The sequence below is a fragment of the Vibrio sp. L3-7 genome (assembly GCF_963898195.1).
GTDB lineage: Bacteria > Pseudomonadota > Gammaproteobacteria > Enterobacterales > Vibrionaceae > Vibrio > Vibrio echinoideorum.
This window is the reverse complement of record NZ_CAWQUW010000073.1, coordinates 32,702-50,503: the sequence shown is the minus strand read 5'-3', so window position 1 is coordinate 50,503 and position 17,802 is coordinate 32,702. Positions and strand designations below refer to the sequence as shown.

Sequence of the window (17,802 nt, the reverse complement as noted above, 5' to 3'; positions counted from 1 at the left end):
ATGTTTGTGGGTAAACTCAGGTAAAAGAGGGAAAAACCCTCAGCTCTCATTTCACGTACTTTAAGTTGCGTAAAAAAATATAAGAGATAAGCCTTATGTACCAAGACCTAATCAAAAGTGAATTGAACGAAGCTGCTGACGTTCTTAACAAGTTTTTGAGCGATGACCATAACATCGCTCAGATCGAAGCTGCGGCAAAAATGATTGCTGACTCATTTAAACAAGAAGGCAAAGTGCTTTCTTGTGGTAACGGTGGTTCGCACTGTGATGCGATGCATTTTGCGGAAGAGCTTACGGGCCGTTATCGAGAAAATCGCCCAGGTTATGCTGGTATTGCGATTTCAGACCCTAGCCACTTATCTTGTGTGAGTAATGATTTTGGTTATGACCACGTATTTTCTCGTTATGTAGAAGCCGTGGGTCGCAAGGGCGATGTGTTGTTTGGTCTGTCGACTTCTGGCAACTCTGGCAATATTCTAAAAGCGATTGAAGCAGCTCAAGCAAAAGGCATGAAGACCATTGCATTGACCGGCAAAGATGGCGGTAAAATGGCAGGTTGTGCTGATATCGAAATTCGAGTGCCTCACTTTGGTTACGCTGACCGTATTCAAGAGGTTCACATTAAGATCATTCATATTGTGATTCAGCTTGTTGAAAAAGAGATGGAAGAATAGTTTTACAGATATTTGGAGCCTTGATTAGGCTCCATGGGTTTTAATAGGGAGTAGATTAAACCATGTGTGAATTGCTTGGTATGAGCGCGAATGTGCCAACTGATATTTGTTTTAGTTTCACCGGCCTGATGCAGCGTGGAGGGAATACCGGTCCGCATCGTGATGGATGGGGAATTACCTTTTATGAAGGGAAGGGCTTTCGAACATTCAAAGATCCTAACCCTAGCTGTGAATCAAAGATTGCCGAGTTGGTTCAAAACTACCCAATTAAAAGCCAAGCTGTTGTCAGTCATATCCGCCAAGCTAACCGTGGTGGCGTTAATCTAGAAAATACCCACCCTTTTACGCGTGAACTCTGGGGGCGATATTGGACTTTCGCTCACAACGGCCAATTGACGGATTACGATGACCTACACAGTGGACGTTTTAGACCCGTAGGCGAAACAGACAGCGAGTTATCGTTCTGCTGGTTAGTGAAGCAGCTCGAAGACCGTTTTCCTGAGCCGCCTCAAGACATGGAAGGGATGTTTCGCTATGTTGCGGAATGTTGTGACCAGCTACGAGAAAAAGGTGTCTTCAACATGTTGTTGAGTGATGGTGAGTATGTGATGACTTACTGTACTAACCACTTGTATTGGATAACAAGACGCGCTCCTTTTGGGAATGCGAGCTTAATTGATGAAGACGTTGAGATTAACTTCCAAGAAGAAACAACGCCCAATGATGTGGTTACGGTAGTGGCTACTCAACCTCTAACATGCAATGAAGAGTGGTTTAGAATGAAGCCGGGCGAATACGCGCTGTTTCATTTTGGTGAGTTGATTGGCAATAACCATCAAGAGCTGGAAGATGTCGCTTACGCACCGAAAAAGGTCGCAAGCCAGGCTCCGACAGAGGCTTTGAGCTAAAGCGACCAAATAATACTATTTTGAACCGGACAAACGAAAGGCCGCTTACTGTACTGATACTAAGTCAGTTAGCGGCCTTTTTGTTTTCTGATTTGGTGTTTGACGACTTGTTTTTCAGCGATCTGTTTAGCGAGAACGGTCTGAAGATCTATTCCTCTGCGTAACCGTGCTTACCTAATATCTTATCATCTAAGATCGCTTGCCCGTTGACCATTGATAGACGATTTTCAGCAAACCACTTGCAGACCATAGGATAAATATAGTGTTCTTGGGTGAGAACTCGGCTTGCTAGTATATCGGCATCATCCCCTTCAAATACAGGCACCTTAGCTTGCAAGATCACAGGGCCGCCATCGAGTTCTTCGGTAACAAAGTGAACACTGGTTCCGTGTTCTTCATCTTGCGCGTCGATAGCACGCTGGTGGGTGTGCAGACCTGGGTATTTAGGTAACAACGAAGGATGGATATTGACCATTTTTCCCGCGTAATGACGAACAAACTCTGAACTCAGAATACGCATATAGCCAGCGAGTACAATCAGGTCTGGTTGGTAAGTATCGATCTGAAGCATCAATTCATGATCAAACTCTTCACGCGAGTTAAATTCTTTGGGATTCACCGAGTGAGCGTCAACACCTGCTAATTTTGCTCTCTCTAGACCAAAAGCATCCGCTTTGTTTGAGAAGACAGCGTTAACAGAAGCATCAATCATACTGTTATCGCAGGCATCTAAAATTGCCTGTAAGTTGCTTCCGCTTCCTGAAACTAACACAACGATGTTTTTCTTAGATTGACTGATTTTCTTAGATTGATTGTTTTTCATAGAGTGGGTCATGCGGTTGATTAACGAGAGAGTTTACAATTTACCTACATAAACTAAGGTTTTCTGCGGGCTAAATAGCAAAATGAGGACCAATAGGTCCTCATTTATTAACTAAGTCAGTGAGCGTATCACCTATTTGATTTCTACTTGCTCTTCACCTGCTTCAGCGTTTGCGATCTCACCGATAACCCAAGCATTTTCGCCTTCAGCTTTCAGTAGTTCAACAGCAGCATCTGCTTGATCTTTAGGTAGAGCAACAACTAGGCCAACACCACAGTTGAAAGTGCGGTACATTTCAAATGTTTCCACGTTGCCTTTCTCTTGCAGCCAGCTGAAGATAGCGGGCCATTCCCAGCTCTTGCCATCAATCACTGCTTTAGTGCCTTCAGGAAGTACGCGTGGGATGTTTTCCCAGAAACCACCACCTGTGATGTGCGAAATAGCATGAATATCATGCTCAGCGATCATCTTAAGTGCCGATTTGATGTAAATCTTAGTTGGTTCTAGTAGGTGTTCACCGATAGTGCGACCTTGTAGCTCTTCACTCTTATCGGCACCAGAAACTTCGAGTACCTTACGAATGAGAGAATAACCATTTGAGTGTGGACCACTTGAGCCAACAGCGATAAGTGCGTTACCTGCTGCTACTTTAGTACCATCAATAATGTCAGCCTTTTCTACAACACCAACACAGAAGCCAGCAACATCGTAGTCGTCGCCTTCGTACATGCCTGGCATTTCAGCCGTTTCGCCACCGATTAGTGCACAACCAGCTTGAACACAACCTTCAGCGATACCAGAAACAACGTCTGCAGCTGTATCTACATCTAGCTTACCTGTTGCGTAGTAGTCTAGGAAGAATAATGGCTCACCACCTTGAACGATTAGGTCGTTCACACACATTGCCACTAGGTCGATACCAATGGTGTCGTGTTTTTTCAGATCCAAAGCAAGGCGAAGTTTAGTACCAACACCATCAGTACCTGAAACAAGTACTGGCTCTTTGTATTTCGTTGGAAGTTCACATAGGGCGCCAAAGCCACCAATACCGCCCATTACTTCAGGGCGACGAGTGCGTTTAACAGCACCTTTAATACGGTCTACTAGTGCATTACCTGCGTCGATATCAACACCAGCGTCTTTGTAGCTTAGAGAAGAAGTATTACCACTCACGGGATAGTCCTCGAACTTAAGTTGGATGTGAAAACGGCGCTATTCTAACAGGGCTTGATTACCAAGAGCAAACGTTTGCGCGGTTTTTTTTATTAGAATAAAGATTCTGAAATAACCACACAGTTCGTGTATAATCTACAGGTTTGTTTAAATATTGCCGGAGTTGGAAATGAAAGTTGTTGAAGTGAAACACCCGCTAGTAAAACATAAAATTGGCCTGATGCGTGAAGGTGACATTAGCACTAAGCGTTTTCGTGAGCTAGCGACAGAAGTGGGTAGCCTTCTAACATACGAAGCGACATCAGACTTTGAAACTGAGCGTGTAACTATTAATGGTTGGAACGGTCCAGTAGAAGTTGACCAAATTAAGGGTAAAAAAGTAACAGTAGTGCCAATCCTACGTGCTGGTTTAGGCATGATGGACGGTGTTCTAGAGCACATCCCAAGTGCGCGTATCAGCGTCGTGGGTATCTACCGTGACGAAGAAACGCTTGAACCAGTACCATACTTCAACAAGCTTGCATCTAACATCGACGAGCGTATTGCTCTCGTTGTAGACCCAATGCTTGCGACGGGTGGTTCTATGATTGCTACTATCGATCTTATGAAAGAGAAAGGTTGTAAGCACTTTAAGATTCTTGTGCTTGTTGCTGCGCCTGAAGGTATCGCTGCTCTAGAAAAAGCGCACCCAGACGTTGAGCTATACACGGCTGCAATCGATGAGAAGCTAAACGACAAGGGCTACATTGTTCCTGGTCTTGGCGATGCTGGTGATAAGATCTTCGGTACTAAGTAATTAGGTTTCGGTTTAAGTTAATTTAAATAGTGATTTAAACTTTACCTGCTTAATTAGCCGTATAAATAAAAGGGAGAGCATTCGATGCTCTCCCTTTTTTGATCTTGTTAGGTTGTGATTCTTTTGAATCCAGCCTTATCGATAAATTAATCGATTTGAGCTTTGTCTACTACGGTGTTGTCGCCTAATTCTTCAGGAAGGACTAGGTTAAGTAGAATCGCTACGATACCGCACAAGCTTACGCCTTGTAGGCTAAAGTCGCCGATGCCAAATGCCATGCCGCCGATACCGAAGACCAACGTAATACCCACAATCACAAGGTTGCGTGATTTGTGTAGGTCAACTTTATTCTGAATTAGCGTGTTTAAGCCTACCGTTGCGATTGAACCAAACAGTAGAATCATAATACCGCCCATTACAGGAACTGGGATCGTTTGAAGTAGTGCGCCTAGCTTACCAACCAATGCTAAAACAATGGCTGTTACCGCAGCCCAAGTCATGATCACAGGGTTGAATGCTTTAGTCAGCATTACAGCACCTGTTACTTCGCTGTAAGTTGTATTTGGTGGCGCGCCCAGCATAGAAGCTGCAATTGTTGCTACACCGTCGCCAGCAATAGTGCGGTGTAAACCAGGCTTCTTAAGGTAGTCTTTACCGGTTACGTTAGAGATAGCAAGCATATCGCCCACGTGCTCAACGGCTGGCGCAATTGCAACAAACACCATAAAGAAGATAGCGTTGATGTTGAATTCTGGTGCAGTGAAGTTTGGTAGTGCTAACCAAGCTGCTTGAGCTACGGGGGTAAAATCAACTACGCCGTATACCAAGCTCGTTACATAACCCGCTACAATGCCACCAAAGATTGGCAATAGTTTAAGGAAGCCTTTCGAGAATACACTGATGACAATAGTCACTAGTAATGAAATAGACGAGATCCATAACGCTGCGTCTGCATCGATAAGTTGAACCGCACCATCGCCAGTTTTACCTAGCGCCATGTTTACCGCAACAGGTGCAAGGCCTAAACCGATCACCATAATCACAGGGCCAACCACGACGGGTGGAAGCAGTTTATGGATGAAGGCTACACCACGTACTTTAATCAATACACCCATTAACACATACACAACACCTGCTGCCATTAGGCCGCCCATGGTTGCACCTACACCCCAAGTTTGAATACCAAACATGATAGGCGCGATGAATGCAAAAGAAGACGCTAAGAAGATTGGCACTGAACGGCGTGTAATAAGTTGAAATAAAAGGGTACCGATACCTGCGCCAAAGAGTGCAACGTTGGGATCGAGTCCAGTCAGTAGCGGCACTAATACAAGTGCACCAAAAGCTACAAACAGCATTTGCGCACCTTGCAGAGCATTCTTCATGTTATGTCCTTAAAAATGGTCGTTATATGAAAAGTGAAAAATAAAATTCGCGGGATTCTATCACTTAGCAATCGATTGCCACACCAAATAGATCAAATTTATTTATCTTAGTGATGTTTTATCTCTTTCAAAGCAAGAAAAATTCAGTTTTGAAGTGAACGAATTATCATGGCTAGGTGATATTTTGTGGTTATTAAACACAGTGGGCGCTATCGACCTTGCCCCACAATCCATAGTTGCTTATCATCTAGGTACAAGATTTGAATATTAGGATCAGTATGCGCTACATAGCATTGTTGTTAATGGCACTATTAGCCTCTCCGAGTTATGCATTAACTCAAGTAGATATCTTTAGTGCTGAAGTTGCGATTAACGCTGAAAACAAACAGCCAGAACAAGTGGCAAGAAATACCGGTATGGAACAGGTGTTGATTCGAGCGACTGGCCAAACCGATGTTGTTTCGAATGAAACCATTCAAAAGGCGATGCGTAAAAGTTCGCAGTACATGTCTCAAATGAGTTTTGGTGAAAGCAATGACCAAGCAACATTGCGCATGCGTTTTAACGGTGCTCAAATCCGTTCTCTATTGACCCAAGCACAATTACCGTACTGGCCTGATACTCGTTCAAACATTCTTGTTTGGCTGGTAGAAGAGGATAACTACGACAAGAATATAGTATGGGAACACTCTAACTCTCAGTTGGCTTCTGGCTTACAAGCGAATGCAAAAGAGCGAGGTTTACCACTGACATTACCTGTTGGGGATTTTGACGATATTACGGGTATTGCGACGTCTGATTTGTGGGGCAGCTTCGTCACGCCAATCAGCAAAGCGAGTCAACGTTACCCTGTTGATGCCGTATTGGTGATAAAAGCTCAATCTTCAGGGTTGCGTTGGACTTTGTATGATCAAAAGCCAAGTCAATTGACGAGTGCACCAACATCACCAGTAAGTGGTTCTTTATCGGGTAACAGCGCGACGACTTCTAAGAAGTTAGTTGACCAAATCAGTAACTACTACGCAGGTAAGAGTGCTGTCACTGTAGCTAGTGAATCATCAGAGTCTATTTTAACGCAGTTTATTAGCCTGAATAACGCTCAGGACTTCTTCAAACTGGAGAATTCACTTAAGCGTCTAAATTCAGTTGCAAGCTTAGATATTCTGAAGATTCAAAATAATGAAGTTACGTTCCGAATTCACTTATTGTCGACCCAACAAGAGTTTGAGCAAGAGGTTGAAAGCATTCGTCAAATAGCGAAGGTTGAAGAGTCTTACATTGAACCTGAAGTGAGCCCTGAATTTGAAACGCAAGACAACACCATGTCTGTAGGCGATGATTCAGCAGCTGCTACTGATACGACAGTGAACAATGACGCAGAAGCGACGGCTAACGAAGCGGACTCAAGTGTTCAAGTCATCAAAGGTAGCGAGTTATCAACTGAAGCGGATGTTGAGCTAACGAACACGTCTGACGTAACGCTAGAAGAATCTGACGCTGTAGAACTAACAGCTACTGCACCAGTGCATGCTAAGCCAAGCTTAGTATACGAATGGGTTCGCTAGTGATTGTCTTCTGACATGACCGATTGAAATGAATTTATGAAAAAAGCCCTGCTAGAGTAATCTCGCAGGGCTTTTTGTTTGTTGTCACTTTTTCTATTGGTACTAGAACAGGACAACTTAATCTAGGTTACTGTTCGAACTTAGCTTTCTCTGTCTTTTCTACTTCAGAAAGGCGCTTAAGTTTGATGCCTAATTCTTTGGCTCGAAAGCGAGTAAATAAGATATTGCCCGCGAAGCCTAGTGTTGTTAGTAGCAGTTCTACCGCCGCCAAAAGGCGTTCGCCACCGTCTACATACAAGATAGTTAAGGCGTGTAGGAAGTAGAGCATTAAGACGAAGTTTGCCCAAGCATGCGTATAGGGTTTGCCCGCTAAAATCCCCGGTAATGGCAATAAAAGAGGAACAGCCCAAGCAATAGCAAGTGTTACATTACTCAGATGAGGGTGCGGTGAAAGCGTCATCTGCCAAGCAACCACCCACAGTAAAAGCAACAAGTTGCCCGCCAATGCAAGGTAGCGAAACAGCTTAGTTTTGGGAGACATCGCCTTCTCTGGCATATACATCATTGAGAGATTCCTTTCTGGTTTATAGCGATGCGCGCTAGCCGTTTACCTAGGTTTTGCGCCAACTCAATTTCTTCTTTGCTTAATGAAGCACTCTCTCCGGTACTGCTGGCACCATAAGGTGTGCCACCGGTTTGAGTGGTATGCAGCGCCGGCTCGGAATAAGGGATTCCCACCACTAGCATGCCATGGTGAAGCAGTGGCAACATCATGCTTTGCTGTGTGGTTTCTTGGCCGCCATGCAGCGATGAAGAAGAGGTAAATACACAAGCCGGCTTATCGATCAGATCACCATTGATCCACAGTGATGTAGTGCTATCCCAAAAGTGCTTCATAGGCCCAGCCATGTTGCCAAACCAAACTGGGCTGCCTAGCGCTAAGCCATCGCAACATCGAAGTTCTTGTAACGTCGCAATAGGATCGGTTGGTTGATAACGCGAGTCAGGCTGTTCTTCTACCGTGTACACGTCGTTCACCGTTCTTAGCATAGCTTCACAGTGAGGGATGGATTCTATCCCACGTGCAATTTGTCTTGCTAGAGCCTGAGTGTTGCCGTGGCGACTGTAGTAGAGAACAAGAATGTTAATGCTCATATTGGCTTACAGGATCTCTAATACTTGCTCTGGTGGACGACCAACCTTTGCTTTGTTGTTAGCAACAACAACTGGGCGTTCAAACAGTTTTGGATTGGTAGCCATTGCTGAGAAAAGATCCTCATCAGTCACCGATGCATCGCCAAGGTTTGCGTCTTTGTAATCCGCTTCTTTGGTGCGCATCATGTCTCGAACGCTGTCAAAACCTAGTTGAGAGAAAAGTACTTTAAGTTGCTCAACAGTGAGTGGAGTGTCTAGGTACTTGATAACCTCTGGCTGTACGCCGTTTGCTTCAAGTAGTTCTAGGGTTTGACGGCTTTTTGAGCAGCGTGGGTTATGGTAAATCACGACAGACATGGTTCTTCCTCATTATCATTTTTTATTTAAATTTTTAGTTGAAGCCATCCGAGTGGCTTTTCCACTGTTTAATGTTGAGCTTTCTTTCTTATTTCAATGACAGAGTTACTGCTAGCAAATAGGTTTATTGCAGCGACAAGAAACGCTCGCGCTGAATCATTAACTGATCAATTCGTGCGTCGTAACGTGCTTGTTTCAGGCTGCCTAGCTCTGCGATTTGGCTTGCTTGCGTATAGTACTGGATAGCTTTGTTCCAATTGGCTTGCAGTGCCAAGATTTCTGCGCGAGCGGCAAGATCTTCGTCGCTATTACCAAGGCTAGTATTTACCTTTGAAAGTAGGTGCCAGCCATTGGTGTCGTTCGGGTTATCGTGTGTGTAACGTTGCAACACGCGAACGGCTTCTTGTAGATCTTCGTTTTCAATCAGTGCGTTGGCGTAGTTGATGGTCAGTACCGAGTTATTTGGTTGACGACTCAGTGCAGACTTTAGTTCTTTAATCGCAATTTCAGGTTGTTTCTGTTCAATGTGCAGGTCCGAAATCGCATCCAAATAAAACAGATTGGTCGGGTCGCTATTGATGAGCTTGGTCAGAATAGGTTCTGCTTTATCCAGTTTTTTGGAATCTAGGTAAACCAACGCCTGGCCATACTCTAGTGATGGTACTAGTGCTTTAGGTACTTTCTTTAGTTGGCGTGCAAACCAGTCGAGAGCAGCATCGTTATTGATGCCGGCATACCGCGCGACAATGCGGGCTCTCGCTAGGTGGTAGTCTAGCGAAGGTGCCAGTTTAAGTGGCGGATAGCTACGAGCACGAGCACGTGAATCTGTGATTCGATCTTCTGGTAATGGGTGAGTGAGCAGCATTGGTGGTGGTGTGCTGGCATAACGGTATTCATCAGCTAGGCGACCGAAGAAGCGTGGCATGGCATTCACATCAAATCCTGCCTTTGCGAGGGTGTTGATGCCAAAGCGATCCGCTTCTTTTTCATTGCTACGGGTGTAGTTGATCTGGCTCTGCATGTTACCTGCGGTTGTGGCAGTTAGAGCTGCAATACCGGCTTCAGGTGCCGCAATAGCCAATAATACAGAGGCTGCTAGCGCTGCGATGGTCGCTGGAGAACGACGCGCTTGATCTTCCATACTACGCGCTAAGTGACGCTGCGTAACGTGCGCGATTTCGTGCGCTAATACCGAAGCCAGTTCACTTTCAGATTGTGCATGGAGGAAGAGTCCTGAGTGCAACGCAACATAACCACCAAAGAAAGCGAAGGCGTTGATATTGCGGTCTCGAATCATAAAGAACTGAAAGGGGGTCTTTACGTCGTTGGCATTCGCCACAAGGCGGTGGCCAAGTGTATCAATATACTGGTTTAATACAGGGTCGTTAACGATGGGCTGGCTGCTTCTAATGATGCGCATATAGGCATCACCATAGATAAGTTCTTGGTCGATAGTGAGCGTGCCGCCAGCAGCGGTTCCGATATCCGGTAGCTCCAAACCATTGGTGTTTGCCAAGGTTGGGGTACTTAATGTAGCTGCGATGCATAAGCAAGCAATTGAACGAGCGCGTTTAAACATATTAGTCAGTAATACTCCGTTTCTTCTGACAGTAAGACAAGTGCAATGCAAATTGGTTCTTTATCTGATTTAACCTTTGCCAAGTACGTGCGCTATCATAAAGGAAGATGAATGAATGATGGCGCGTTTTGAAAAACAGATTACAATACGACCCTTATAATAAGCATCGAGCTCCAGAATGACACCTAATATTCTAGATTTACGCCAAGAGCGATGTCCAATGGCATTATTATTAGCCAAGCGTCACAGTGTAAAGTTAGAAGTAGGGCAATCATTGTCAATTTATGTCTCTGACCACAGCTCGATGGAAGATATTGTTAGTTTTTTGTCTAAGCAAGCTTACGTCGTCGTTATAGATGCTTGTTCTAGTTATTATCACCTCCTCGTCACTAAAAAGGAATTGCAGTCAGATGCTTGAAATGGTCAATCGTTGGTATAAACGACGTTTCTCTGATCCCGATGCTGTCAGTTTGGTTGCCATCATTCTCTTCGGCTTTATTACGATCTATTTCTTCGGTCATTTAATTGCGCCACTCTTGGTTGCGATTGTATTGGCGTATTTATTAGAGTGGCCCGTTACCCAACTTCAACGACTTGGTGTGCCAAGAACGCCTTCGGTGATGTTGGTTATCATGATGTTCTTTAGCCTGATGTTGTTTGCGTTGTTTGGTTTAGTACCAACGATTTGGGAACAAGTGGGTAACCTTATTAATGACATTCCGAGTATGTACGGGAGTTTGCAAAAATTCATTGCGACGATTCCAGATCGTTACCCAGAATTAGCTAATCTACAGATTGTTGAATCGGTGATGTCGAACGCGAAAAACAAAGCTTTAGGCTTTGGTGAAAGTGTTGTTAAAGGTTCTTTAGCTTCATTAGTGAGTTTGGCTACGCTTGCGGTTTATCTGATTCTTGTACCTCTGCTGATCTTCTTCTTACTGAAAGATAAAGAAGAGATGATCAACATGGCGAGTGGCGTACTACCAAAGAACCGACGTTTAGCGACTAAGGTTTGGGTTGAGATGAACCAACAAATCTCTAACTACATTCGCGGTAAAGTGTTAGAGATTCTAATCGTCGGTGGCGTCAGCTACGTGACCTTCGCGATTCTGGATTTACGTTATTCTGCATTGCTGGCTGTAGCGGTTGGTTTCTCGGTGTTGATCCCGTATATCGGTGCTGCGGCGGTGACTGTACCTGTCGCCATTGTGGGCTTGTTCCAATGGGGGCTTGAGCCTCAATTCTACTGGCTACTAGTTTCATACGGCATAATTCAAGCGCTAGATGGCAACGTGTTAGTGCCTGTTCTGTTCTCTGAAGCGGTGAACCTTCATCCTGTCGCAATTATTGTTGCGGTATTAGTCTTTGGTGGATTGTGGGGATTCTGGGGCGTATTCTTTGCCATCCCACTTGCGACCTTAGTGAAAGCGGTTTGGAATGCTTTGCCAAGCCACGCACTAGACGATGACCTCGAACATCAATCGTAGCCATGAAACACGAATCGTAGGCTTGCACACCAATAGCAATTGAACTCGCTATCAATTTGAATAAGTAACAAAAAGGCCGAATATCCATGATATTCGGCCTTTTGCATTTGTTTTAATTAGTCGTGAATTTAAACAATTAACTCACCAACATCGATATTAAGCGTCTTGATTAAAGTAATCTAGAACCACTTCGTGGTGAGTTTTAGTCTTGAACTTGTTGAAAACGTGTTCAATTTGACCTTCTTCGTCGATCAGGAAGCTAATACGGTGTAGACCGTCATAGACTTTGCCCATGAATTTTTTCTCACCCCAAACCCCAAACTGTTCAGCAACGCTGTGGTCTTCATCAGATAGCAGTGTGAAGTTTAGAGATTTTTTCTCAATGAAGTTAGGTAGGCGTTTAACTGGGTCGATGCTGACACCCAAAACGACAACGTTAAGATCGTCAAGTTGTGCCTTGGTATCACGCAGGCCTTCAGCTTGTACAATACAACCAGGGGTCATTGCTTTTGGGTAAAAGTAGAAAAGTACCTTTTTACCTTTGAAGTCACCAAGAGATACGATATTGCCATCTTGATCGGGAAGAGAAAAAGCAGGTGCTGGAACACCAGCTGTCAGCGTATTCATGACATTTCCTTTTTAAAGACTGTTTTTAATAAAATTGAGCGAGCCTTGGACTGATAGGCTCTGACACAGCGAATTGAATTCTTCTTGTAGCTGCATCAAGTTACATTCTGATTGCACAGAAGCGGTAATAGAGATATGGAATTGGTCGTTATCGAGCTGAACCTTGGACTTATTGATGGTTTGTGCGCTCAGTGAGTTGAGGCCGATGTTACGGTCGGCAAAGAACTGAGTGAACTGTTCGGTAAGGCCGATTTTATCGTCTGACTCAACGAATACCTCTGCAGTGTAGGAGTTCTCAATAACATCATGAGTTGAGGTTCGCTTCATTATTGTAATCAAGTCGTGCTCTTGGCCAAGCAAGGGCAGAGTTGTTTCAACGCGGGTGATGTTGTTTGCCTTTCCAGACAGCAGCATGATAAGCGTAAATTCTTCGCCAAATAGGGCGATACGGCTATCAATAATGTTACAGCCTGATTGGGTGACTAAATGTACCACTTGGTTACAAACACCTGGGCGATCAGTGCCCACAGCTGTGATTACTAGATGTTGAGTCATAAAATCACGTCTCTATATATTCCATTGATGCATGCATGTTAGCACAGTTAACACGAGGAATAAGCGTGTGAACGGGGCTTTTTATGAGGCGCTTCGCTTCTAATGCGCCGTAAATGATAGGAATATCTAGAGCGTGAAAAACAAGAAATTGAAGATAGGGCACAGCTTACTTGCTACTGACATCTAGCAATGCGGTATCCGCTAGATTGAACGCAGGTTACCCAAATTTTAGGTCGAACGCTGTTATAAGTCGTTTTACCTCAAACATACGACAATATTTAATGCAGATGTTGCCAGTAAGCCACTTTAATGTCTTGTGTTTATTGATTGGCTTACAGTAACATGCAAAAAGAATAAATTAAGGGAGATAGACATGTTTTCAGGAAGTATCGTTGCGCTAGTTACGCCATTTAATACAGATGGTGAAGTGGATTTCGACAGCCTTAAAAAGCTAGTTGAGTACCATGTTGCTGCAGGTAGTGATGGTCTGGTTGCGGTTGGCACAACTGGTGAGTCTTCAACACTCACTATTGAAGAGCATGTCAAAGTCGTCAATAAGATCGTTGAATTTGCAGATGGTCGTATCCCTGTAATCGCAGGTACTGGCGCGAACGCAACTCACGAGTCAGTGTTATTCAGCCGTTTATTAAATGGTTCTGGTATTGCTGGTTGCTTGAGCGTAACGCCTTACTACAACAAGCCGACTCAAGAAGGTTTGTACCAACACTACAAAGCAATTGCTGAAGTAAGCGACGTTCCACAGATTCTATATAATGTACCGGGTCGTACTGCTGTTGACTTGTTACCAGAAACAGTTGCTCGCCTTGCTAAGATTGAAAACATCGTTGCACTGAAAGATGCGACGGGTGATCTCGACAGAATTGCAATTCACCGTGAACTTTGTGGCGAAGATTTTATCTTACTAAGTGGTGATGACTTAACAGGCCTAGAATTTGTTAAGCGTGGTGGCGATGGTGTGATATCTGTAACGAACAATGTTGCAGCTGCTGATATGGCGACCATGTTTAAGCTAGCGAAAGAAGGTAAGTTTGAAGAAGCTGAAGCGATCAATGAGCGCTTGATGCCTCTACATAAGAACTTGTTCGTTGAGTCTAACCCTATTCCCGTAAAGTGGGCGGTTCACAAAATGGGTCTGATTGCTGAAGGTGGCTTACGTCTACCGCTGACTGAATTGTCAGAACCAGCTCGACCTGTTGTTGCTCAAGCAATGACTGAAGCGTGCATTTACTAAAAACGTATGAAGTGATGCCGAAGCGAACCTTCGGCATTTAGGAGTGTAAATGAAGTATTCTCACCAGCTAGTGATTGGATCACTGGCTGTTTTCGTTCTTACAGCATGTTCTGGCAGCCCGACTCAACGTCGCCAAGCCAAAGATGATTTCGAATACTTAGAAACACCTGAGTTTTCACAATGGCAATTGCCTGAAGATGCTCAACCTCAGTTTTACCCAAACTTTGATATCCCAAGTGGTGAGTTTAGCGGTGGTACAGGTCGTGAGGTGGATATTCGTCCACCTCAACAGGTGCTTGAACTGATCCCTGGGGCTCGTGCTGAGCGTCAAAATGGTGAAGTGACTCTGTGGCTCCTTCGTGCAGAAGAAGCCGATCGAGTGTGGCAAACTGCTGTAGATATGTTGGCTCAGCGTGGTATTGGCATTCGTGAGCAATCAGAGAATGATATTGAGACCGACTGGGTTACTTGGGTTTCTGAAGACGAAGAAGTAGAGATTGGCAGCCGTTATTCTCTCTCTCGTTTCCAAGCGAACAACCGCCATGGTTTCAAAATTAACCTTATTGATTGGCGTGAAGGTTCTGAAGAGAAACCTGTATCGGCAACCAATAAAGAGCGTTACAACGCGTTCTTAACTAACTTAGTCATGGCCAAGTACGATGAGAACCTTCGTGCTGAAGCGGCGTTGAAAGCGCAAGAATTGGTGAAACGCATTCCAATTTCAATGGGTGCGGATCGCAGTGGCTTCCCTGTGATCATTGCTCGTACTCCATACAATGTATTGTGGCAGCGTTTGCCTACCTTGCTACCGACGATGGGCTTTGAGCTTGAAGAGCGTAACCAGTCTCAAGGTACTGTAAAAGCTAAGTATGCAGCGCCAGATGATGAATTCTGGGAAACAATTGGCCTACAACCCATTGATTTGGCTCCAGGTACTTACACCTTCTTGTTTGGTGACCTTGGCAACCGTACGTCAATTAACGTAACGGATGCATCAGGTAAACCAGTAGAAGAAGCGTTACTTAAGTCTATGGTACCGGTATTGGCACATGTTGCTGACCAAACCAAAGATGACAAAGAAGCTGATGCAGAGTAAGTAAAACTGAGTGAGCATAGCTGAAAAACCACAGAGTAAGTCATATCAGCCCTGTGGTTAGCTAAAGCCAATAAAAAAGAGGACACATTGTGTCCTCTTTTTTGTATTCGTTGATTAGTCATCAGCGGATTATTAGCAAATTAGATTGACTCCTTAGAGCTACAAAATTAAGCGTCTTTGTTGTCCGTAGACTCATCTTTTTGAGCTTTCTCTTGGTTCTGTTTATCCAATTGATTGAGCTTGTCTAAGTCTTTCTCTGTTTTGTTACGACCTGTCAGATCCATATTCGCGGTTTGTTTAAGAGCGGCAATGTTACCCACCACAACGCTAACCACTATGATGATGATAACCCAAGGGTTTGTAAGCCACTCCAACATAAGCGCTCCTAATGACTGATATTCGCTACGAAGCGCGCGTAGATCTCGTCTAGCTGCTCCACAATAATCTCATACCCTAATATTGGCTTAGATTGCAGTTGCTTGCCAAGTAAAGTGGGAGATAACTGTGATAAACACGACTGTGAAACTTTACGGTGGCTAATATGCCACGGTTCTATTGCAACACCACCAAGGTCTTGGCTGTACGGAAAGAAGAACCCAAATTGCGAAGCATGAACAGATAGCCATTGGTAAAACGCCTGCTGGTGGCCAGTAAGGTATTCCCATGGTTCTAATTGAAGCTGTGTGCCTTCAGGTAAGTGATTACGAGCAAAGACATCAAAGTCACAACCCCAATGGTGACGACTCGCCCCAGGAAGCGCAGACCACCTTAAGATAGCCGACAACTTTTGATGTTCACTGAGTCTTGAAGCATCAAGTGGCTGGCTTTCTGAGTCTAATATCGGTGCTTCACCAGAAAACTTACGGTTCCAAATCAGAGATTGCCTTTCATAGTCGCGAAAGCCACTGGCAACCTCCATTTTAAACCCAGCGACTTGAGCAGCTTCAATCAAACTGTTTAGGTCATCTTTAACATCACTGTGAACCAGAAATGTCTTGGTACCTATGAGGCTAGGTTCCAGATGAGAATCGGATTGTCCGGTAAGCTGCTCTGGTGTCATAACGCGTCTCTCAATAATTAGATGCTATGAATCGCTGATGAAAGAACTATTTAGCGAACAGGTTCACTAATGTTCTCTCATACATGTCGGTTAGCTTCTCTAAGTCAGCCACTTTCACGCATTCGTTAACCTTGTGAATGGTTGCATTCACAGGGCCGAGTTCGACGACTTGTCCTTTCATGCGTGCAATAAAGCGTCCGTCAGATGTACCACCTGTGGTCAGTAAGGCTGGTTTTACGTCGTTAACGTGACCAACGGCATCAACAATAGCATCAAGCAGTGAGCCTGCGTCTGTTAAGAACGGGTCGCCATTGAATGTCCATTTTAGGTCATATTCGAAATCGTACTTGTCGAGTATTGCTGTGATTCGTTCAACGATAATATCGTTATTTAGTTCTGTGCTAAAACGCAGGTTAAATTGAACATTAAACTCACCAGGAATTACATTCGAAGCTCCGGTTCCTGCACTTACATTTGGGATCTGGAAGCTCGTTGGCGGGAAGTAGTCATTACCTTTATCCCACTCAGTCGTTGCCAACTCATTGATTGCAAGCAGAGAGCTATGAATTGGGTTGTTTGCTAGATGAGGGTAAGCAACGTGGCCTTGTGTGCCTTTAATCGTTAGATCGCCAGTGATAGAACCACGACGGCCGTTCTTCACAACATCACCCACATACTCAGTGCTTGATGGTTCACCAACAATACACATGTCGATGTTCTCACCACGAGCCATCAATGCTTCAACAACACGTACTGTACCGTTGATGAAAGGGCCTTCTTCATCAGAAGTAATAAGGAAACCAATCGAGCCTGTGTGGTCAGGGTGTTTTGCAATGAACTGTTCAACAGCAACAACCATTGAAGCCAGAGAACCTTTCATGTCTGCTGCGCCGCGCCCGTGTAAGAAACCATCGACGATCGTCGGTTCGAATGGCTTGGTATCCCAAAGCTCAACAGGGCCTGCTGGCACGACGTCAGTGTGTCCAGCAAAAGCAAACAAAGGAGCTTCTGTACCACGACGAGCCCAAAAGTTAGTTGTATCTTCAAATACCATCACTTCGATTTCAAAGCCGAGTGCTTTTAAGCGTTCAATCATCAGGTCTTGGCAGCCGGCATCTTCAGGTGTTACTGATTGGCGGCTAATGAGGTCTTTTGCCAGAGCCAAAGTTGGGCTATCTGTCATCCTTGAATTCCTTGTTTAATAAAACGTCTAGTCAATAATTGTCAGGCGCTGCATTGAGAAGGTTCAACGCCTTGATATCTGTTTATTTAGTTAAATATGCGTGATCTAAGTAAATACGGCGATTTAT

At 44.4% G+C, this 17,802-nt stretch carries 20 protein-coding genes; 8 read left to right on the top strand and 12 right to left on the bottom strand.

Going from position 1 to position 17,802, the window contains the following annotated elements; all coding sequences use genetic code 11:
* Window positions 1–95: 95 nt before the first annotated feature.
* The gene (gene lpcA / locus AACW75_RS24560; RefSeq protein WP_017072644.1) at window positions 96–674 is read left to right on the top strand and encodes a D-sedoheptulose 7-phosphate isomerase; all 579 of its coding nucleotides are present in this window, start codon (window positions 96–98) and stop codon (window positions 672–674) included.
* A 62-nt stretch (window positions 675–736) separates the two neighbouring features.
* On the top strand, window positions 737–1,582 hold the full coding sequence (locus AACW75_RS24555; protein ID WP_017072643.1) for a class II glutamine amidotransferase: 846 nt from the start codon (window positions 737–739) through the stop codon (window positions 1,580–1,582).
* Window positions 1,583–1,730: 148 nt separating this feature from the next.
* On the opposite strand, the gene purN is transcribed toward AACW75_RS24555, so the two are convergent.
* Together purN and purM are read right to left on the bottom strand one after the other, a co-directional pair.
* Complete coding sequence (gene purN / locus AACW75_RS24550; RefSeq protein ID WP_135456075.1) at window positions 1,731–2,405, bottom strand: phosphoribosylglycinamide formyltransferase; 675 nt, start codon at window positions 2,403–2,405, stop codon at window positions 1,731–1,733.
* Window positions 2,406–2,537: 132 nt separating this feature from the next.
* Window positions 2,538–3,578 (bottom strand): phosphoribosylformylglycinamidine cyclo-ligase, encoded by a 1,041-nt coding sequence (gene purM, locus AACW75_RS24545; protein WP_145571559.1) that lies wholly within the window; start codon window positions 3,576–3,578, stop codon window positions 2,538–2,540.
* 169 nt (window positions 3,579–3,747) lie between these two features.
* Between purM and upp the strand changes: the two genes are divergently transcribed.
* Window positions 3,748–4,374: a uracil phosphoribosyltransferase gene (upp, locus tag AACW75_RS24540; RefSeq protein ID WP_004734318.1), complete on the top strand. Its 627-nt coding sequence runs from the start codon at window positions 3,748–3,750 to the stop codon at window positions 4,372–4,374.
* A gap of 146 nt (window positions 4,375–4,520) precedes the next feature.
* Here upp and AACW75_RS24535 read toward each other — a convergent pair whose 3' ends face one another.
* Window positions 4,521–5,759, bottom strand: coding sequence for a uracil-xanthine permease family protein (locus AACW75_RS24535; RefSeq protein WP_017072639.1), 1,239 nt, complete (start codon window positions 5,757–5,759; stop codon window positions 4,521–4,523).
* A 278-nt stretch (window positions 5,760–6,037) separates the two neighbouring features.
* On the opposite strand from AACW75_RS24535, the gene AACW75_RS24530 reads away from it, so the two are divergent.
* Window positions 6,038–7,324 carry a DUF2066 domain-containing protein gene (locus AACW75_RS24530; RefSeq protein WP_145571561.1) on the top strand — a complete coding sequence of 429 codons (1,287 nt, stop codon included), beginning with the start codon at window positions 6,038–6,040 and terminating at the stop codon, window positions 7,322–7,324.
* A 127-nt stretch (window positions 7,325–7,451) separates the two neighbouring features.
* On the opposite strand, the gene AACW75_RS24525 is transcribed toward AACW75_RS24530, so the two are convergent.
* The 4 genes from AACW75_RS24525 to AACW75_RS24510 form a co-directional block, all read right to left on the bottom strand.
* Window positions 7,452–7,889: a DUF2069 domain-containing protein gene (locus AACW75_RS24525; protein WP_017072638.1), complete on the bottom strand. Its 438-nt coding sequence runs from the start codon at window positions 7,887–7,889 to the stop codon at window positions 7,452–7,454.
* Window positions 7,886–8,479, bottom strand: coding sequence for an NAD(P)H:quinone oxidoreductase (gene wrbA, locus AACW75_RS24520; RefSeq protein WP_102553618.1), 594 nt, complete (start codon window positions 8,477–8,479; stop codon window positions 7,886–7,888). The genes AACW75_RS24525 and wrbA overlap by 4 nt, the downstream gene beginning before the upstream one ends.
* Window positions 8,480–8,485: 6 nt before the next feature.
* Window positions 8,486–8,836 carry an arsenate reductase (glutaredoxin) gene (arsC, locus tag AACW75_RS24515; protein ID WP_102553617.1) on the bottom strand — a complete coding sequence of 117 codons (351 nt, stop codon included), beginning with the start codon at window positions 8,834–8,836 and terminating at the stop codon, window positions 8,486–8,488.
* A 124-nt stretch (window positions 8,837–8,960) separates the two neighbouring features.
* A complete protein-coding gene (locus AACW75_RS24510; RefSeq protein ID WP_145571563.1) occupies window positions 8,961–10,415 on the bottom strand; it encodes a beta-barrel assembly-enhancing protease in 1,455 nt (484 codons plus the stop codon).
* A 178-nt stretch (window positions 10,416–10,593) separates the two neighbouring features.
* Between AACW75_RS24510 and AACW75_RS24505 the strand changes: the two genes are divergently transcribed.
* Window positions 10,594–10,833 (top strand): sulfurtransferase TusA family protein, encoded by a 240-nt coding sequence (locus AACW75_RS24505; RefSeq protein WP_145571565.1) that lies wholly within the window; start codon window positions 10,594–10,596, stop codon window positions 10,831–10,833.
* On the top strand, window positions 10,826–11,902 hold the full coding sequence (locus tag AACW75_RS24500; protein ID WP_017072633.1) for an AI-2E family transporter: 1,077 nt from the start codon (window positions 10,826–10,828) through the stop codon (window positions 11,900–11,902). Before AACW75_RS24505 ends, AACW75_RS24500 begins: the two co-directional genes overlap by 8 nt.
* A gap of 156 nt (window positions 11,903–12,058) precedes the next feature.
* Here AACW75_RS24500 and bcp read toward each other — a convergent pair whose 3' ends face one another.
* Entirely contained in the window at window positions 12,059–12,529 is a 471-nt protein-coding gene (bcp, locus tag AACW75_RS24495) for a thioredoxin-dependent thiol peroxidase (protein WP_145571567.1), read from the bottom strand.
* Window positions 12,530–12,541: 12 nt separating this feature from the next.
* Window positions 12,542–13,084, bottom strand: coding sequence for a glycine cleavage system protein R (locus tag AACW75_RS24490; RefSeq protein ID WP_017073798.1), 543 nt, complete (start codon window positions 13,082–13,084; stop codon window positions 12,542–12,544).
* A gap of 373 nt (window positions 13,085–13,457) precedes the next feature.
* Between AACW75_RS24490 and dapA the strand changes: the two genes are divergently transcribed.
* Window positions 13,458–14,336: a 4-hydroxy-tetrahydrodipicolinate synthase gene (gene dapA, locus AACW75_RS24485; RefSeq protein WP_029224892.1), complete on the top strand. Its 879-nt coding sequence runs from the start codon at window positions 13,458–13,460 to the stop codon at window positions 14,334–14,336.
* 49 nt (window positions 14,337–14,385) lie between these two features.
* The gene (bamC, locus tag AACW75_RS24480) at window positions 14,386–15,432 is read left to right on the top strand and encodes an outer membrane protein assembly factor BamC (protein WP_135456088.1); all 1,047 of its coding nucleotides are present in this window, start codon (window positions 14,386–14,388) and stop codon (window positions 15,430–15,432) included.
* Between the two features lie 167 nt (window positions 15,433–15,599).
* On the opposite strand, the gene AACW75_RS24475 is transcribed toward bamC, so the two are convergent.
* Genes AACW75_RS24475 through dapE form a run of 3 tightly spaced genes read right to left on the bottom strand, consistent with a single transcriptional unit; the run spans window position 15,600 to window position 17,675 of the window.
* Window positions 15,600–15,809, bottom strand: coding sequence for a DUF2897 family protein (locus AACW75_RS24475; protein ID WP_004734277.1), 210 nt, complete (start codon window positions 15,807–15,809; stop codon window positions 15,600–15,602).
* 8 nt (window positions 15,810–15,817) lie between these two features.
* Window positions 15,818–16,492 carry a M15 family metallopeptidase gene (locus AACW75_RS24470; RefSeq protein WP_135456090.1) on the bottom strand — a complete coding sequence of 225 codons (675 nt, stop codon included), beginning with the start codon at window positions 16,490–16,492 and terminating at the stop codon, window positions 15,818–15,820.
* A 46-nt stretch (window positions 16,493–16,538) separates the two neighbouring features.
* Entirely contained in the window at window positions 16,539–17,675 is a 1,137-nt protein-coding gene (dapE, locus tag AACW75_RS24465) for a succinyl-diaminopimelate desuccinylase (RefSeq protein ID WP_135456092.1), read from the bottom strand.
* Between the last annotated feature and the right edge of the window lie 127 nt (window positions 17,676–17,802).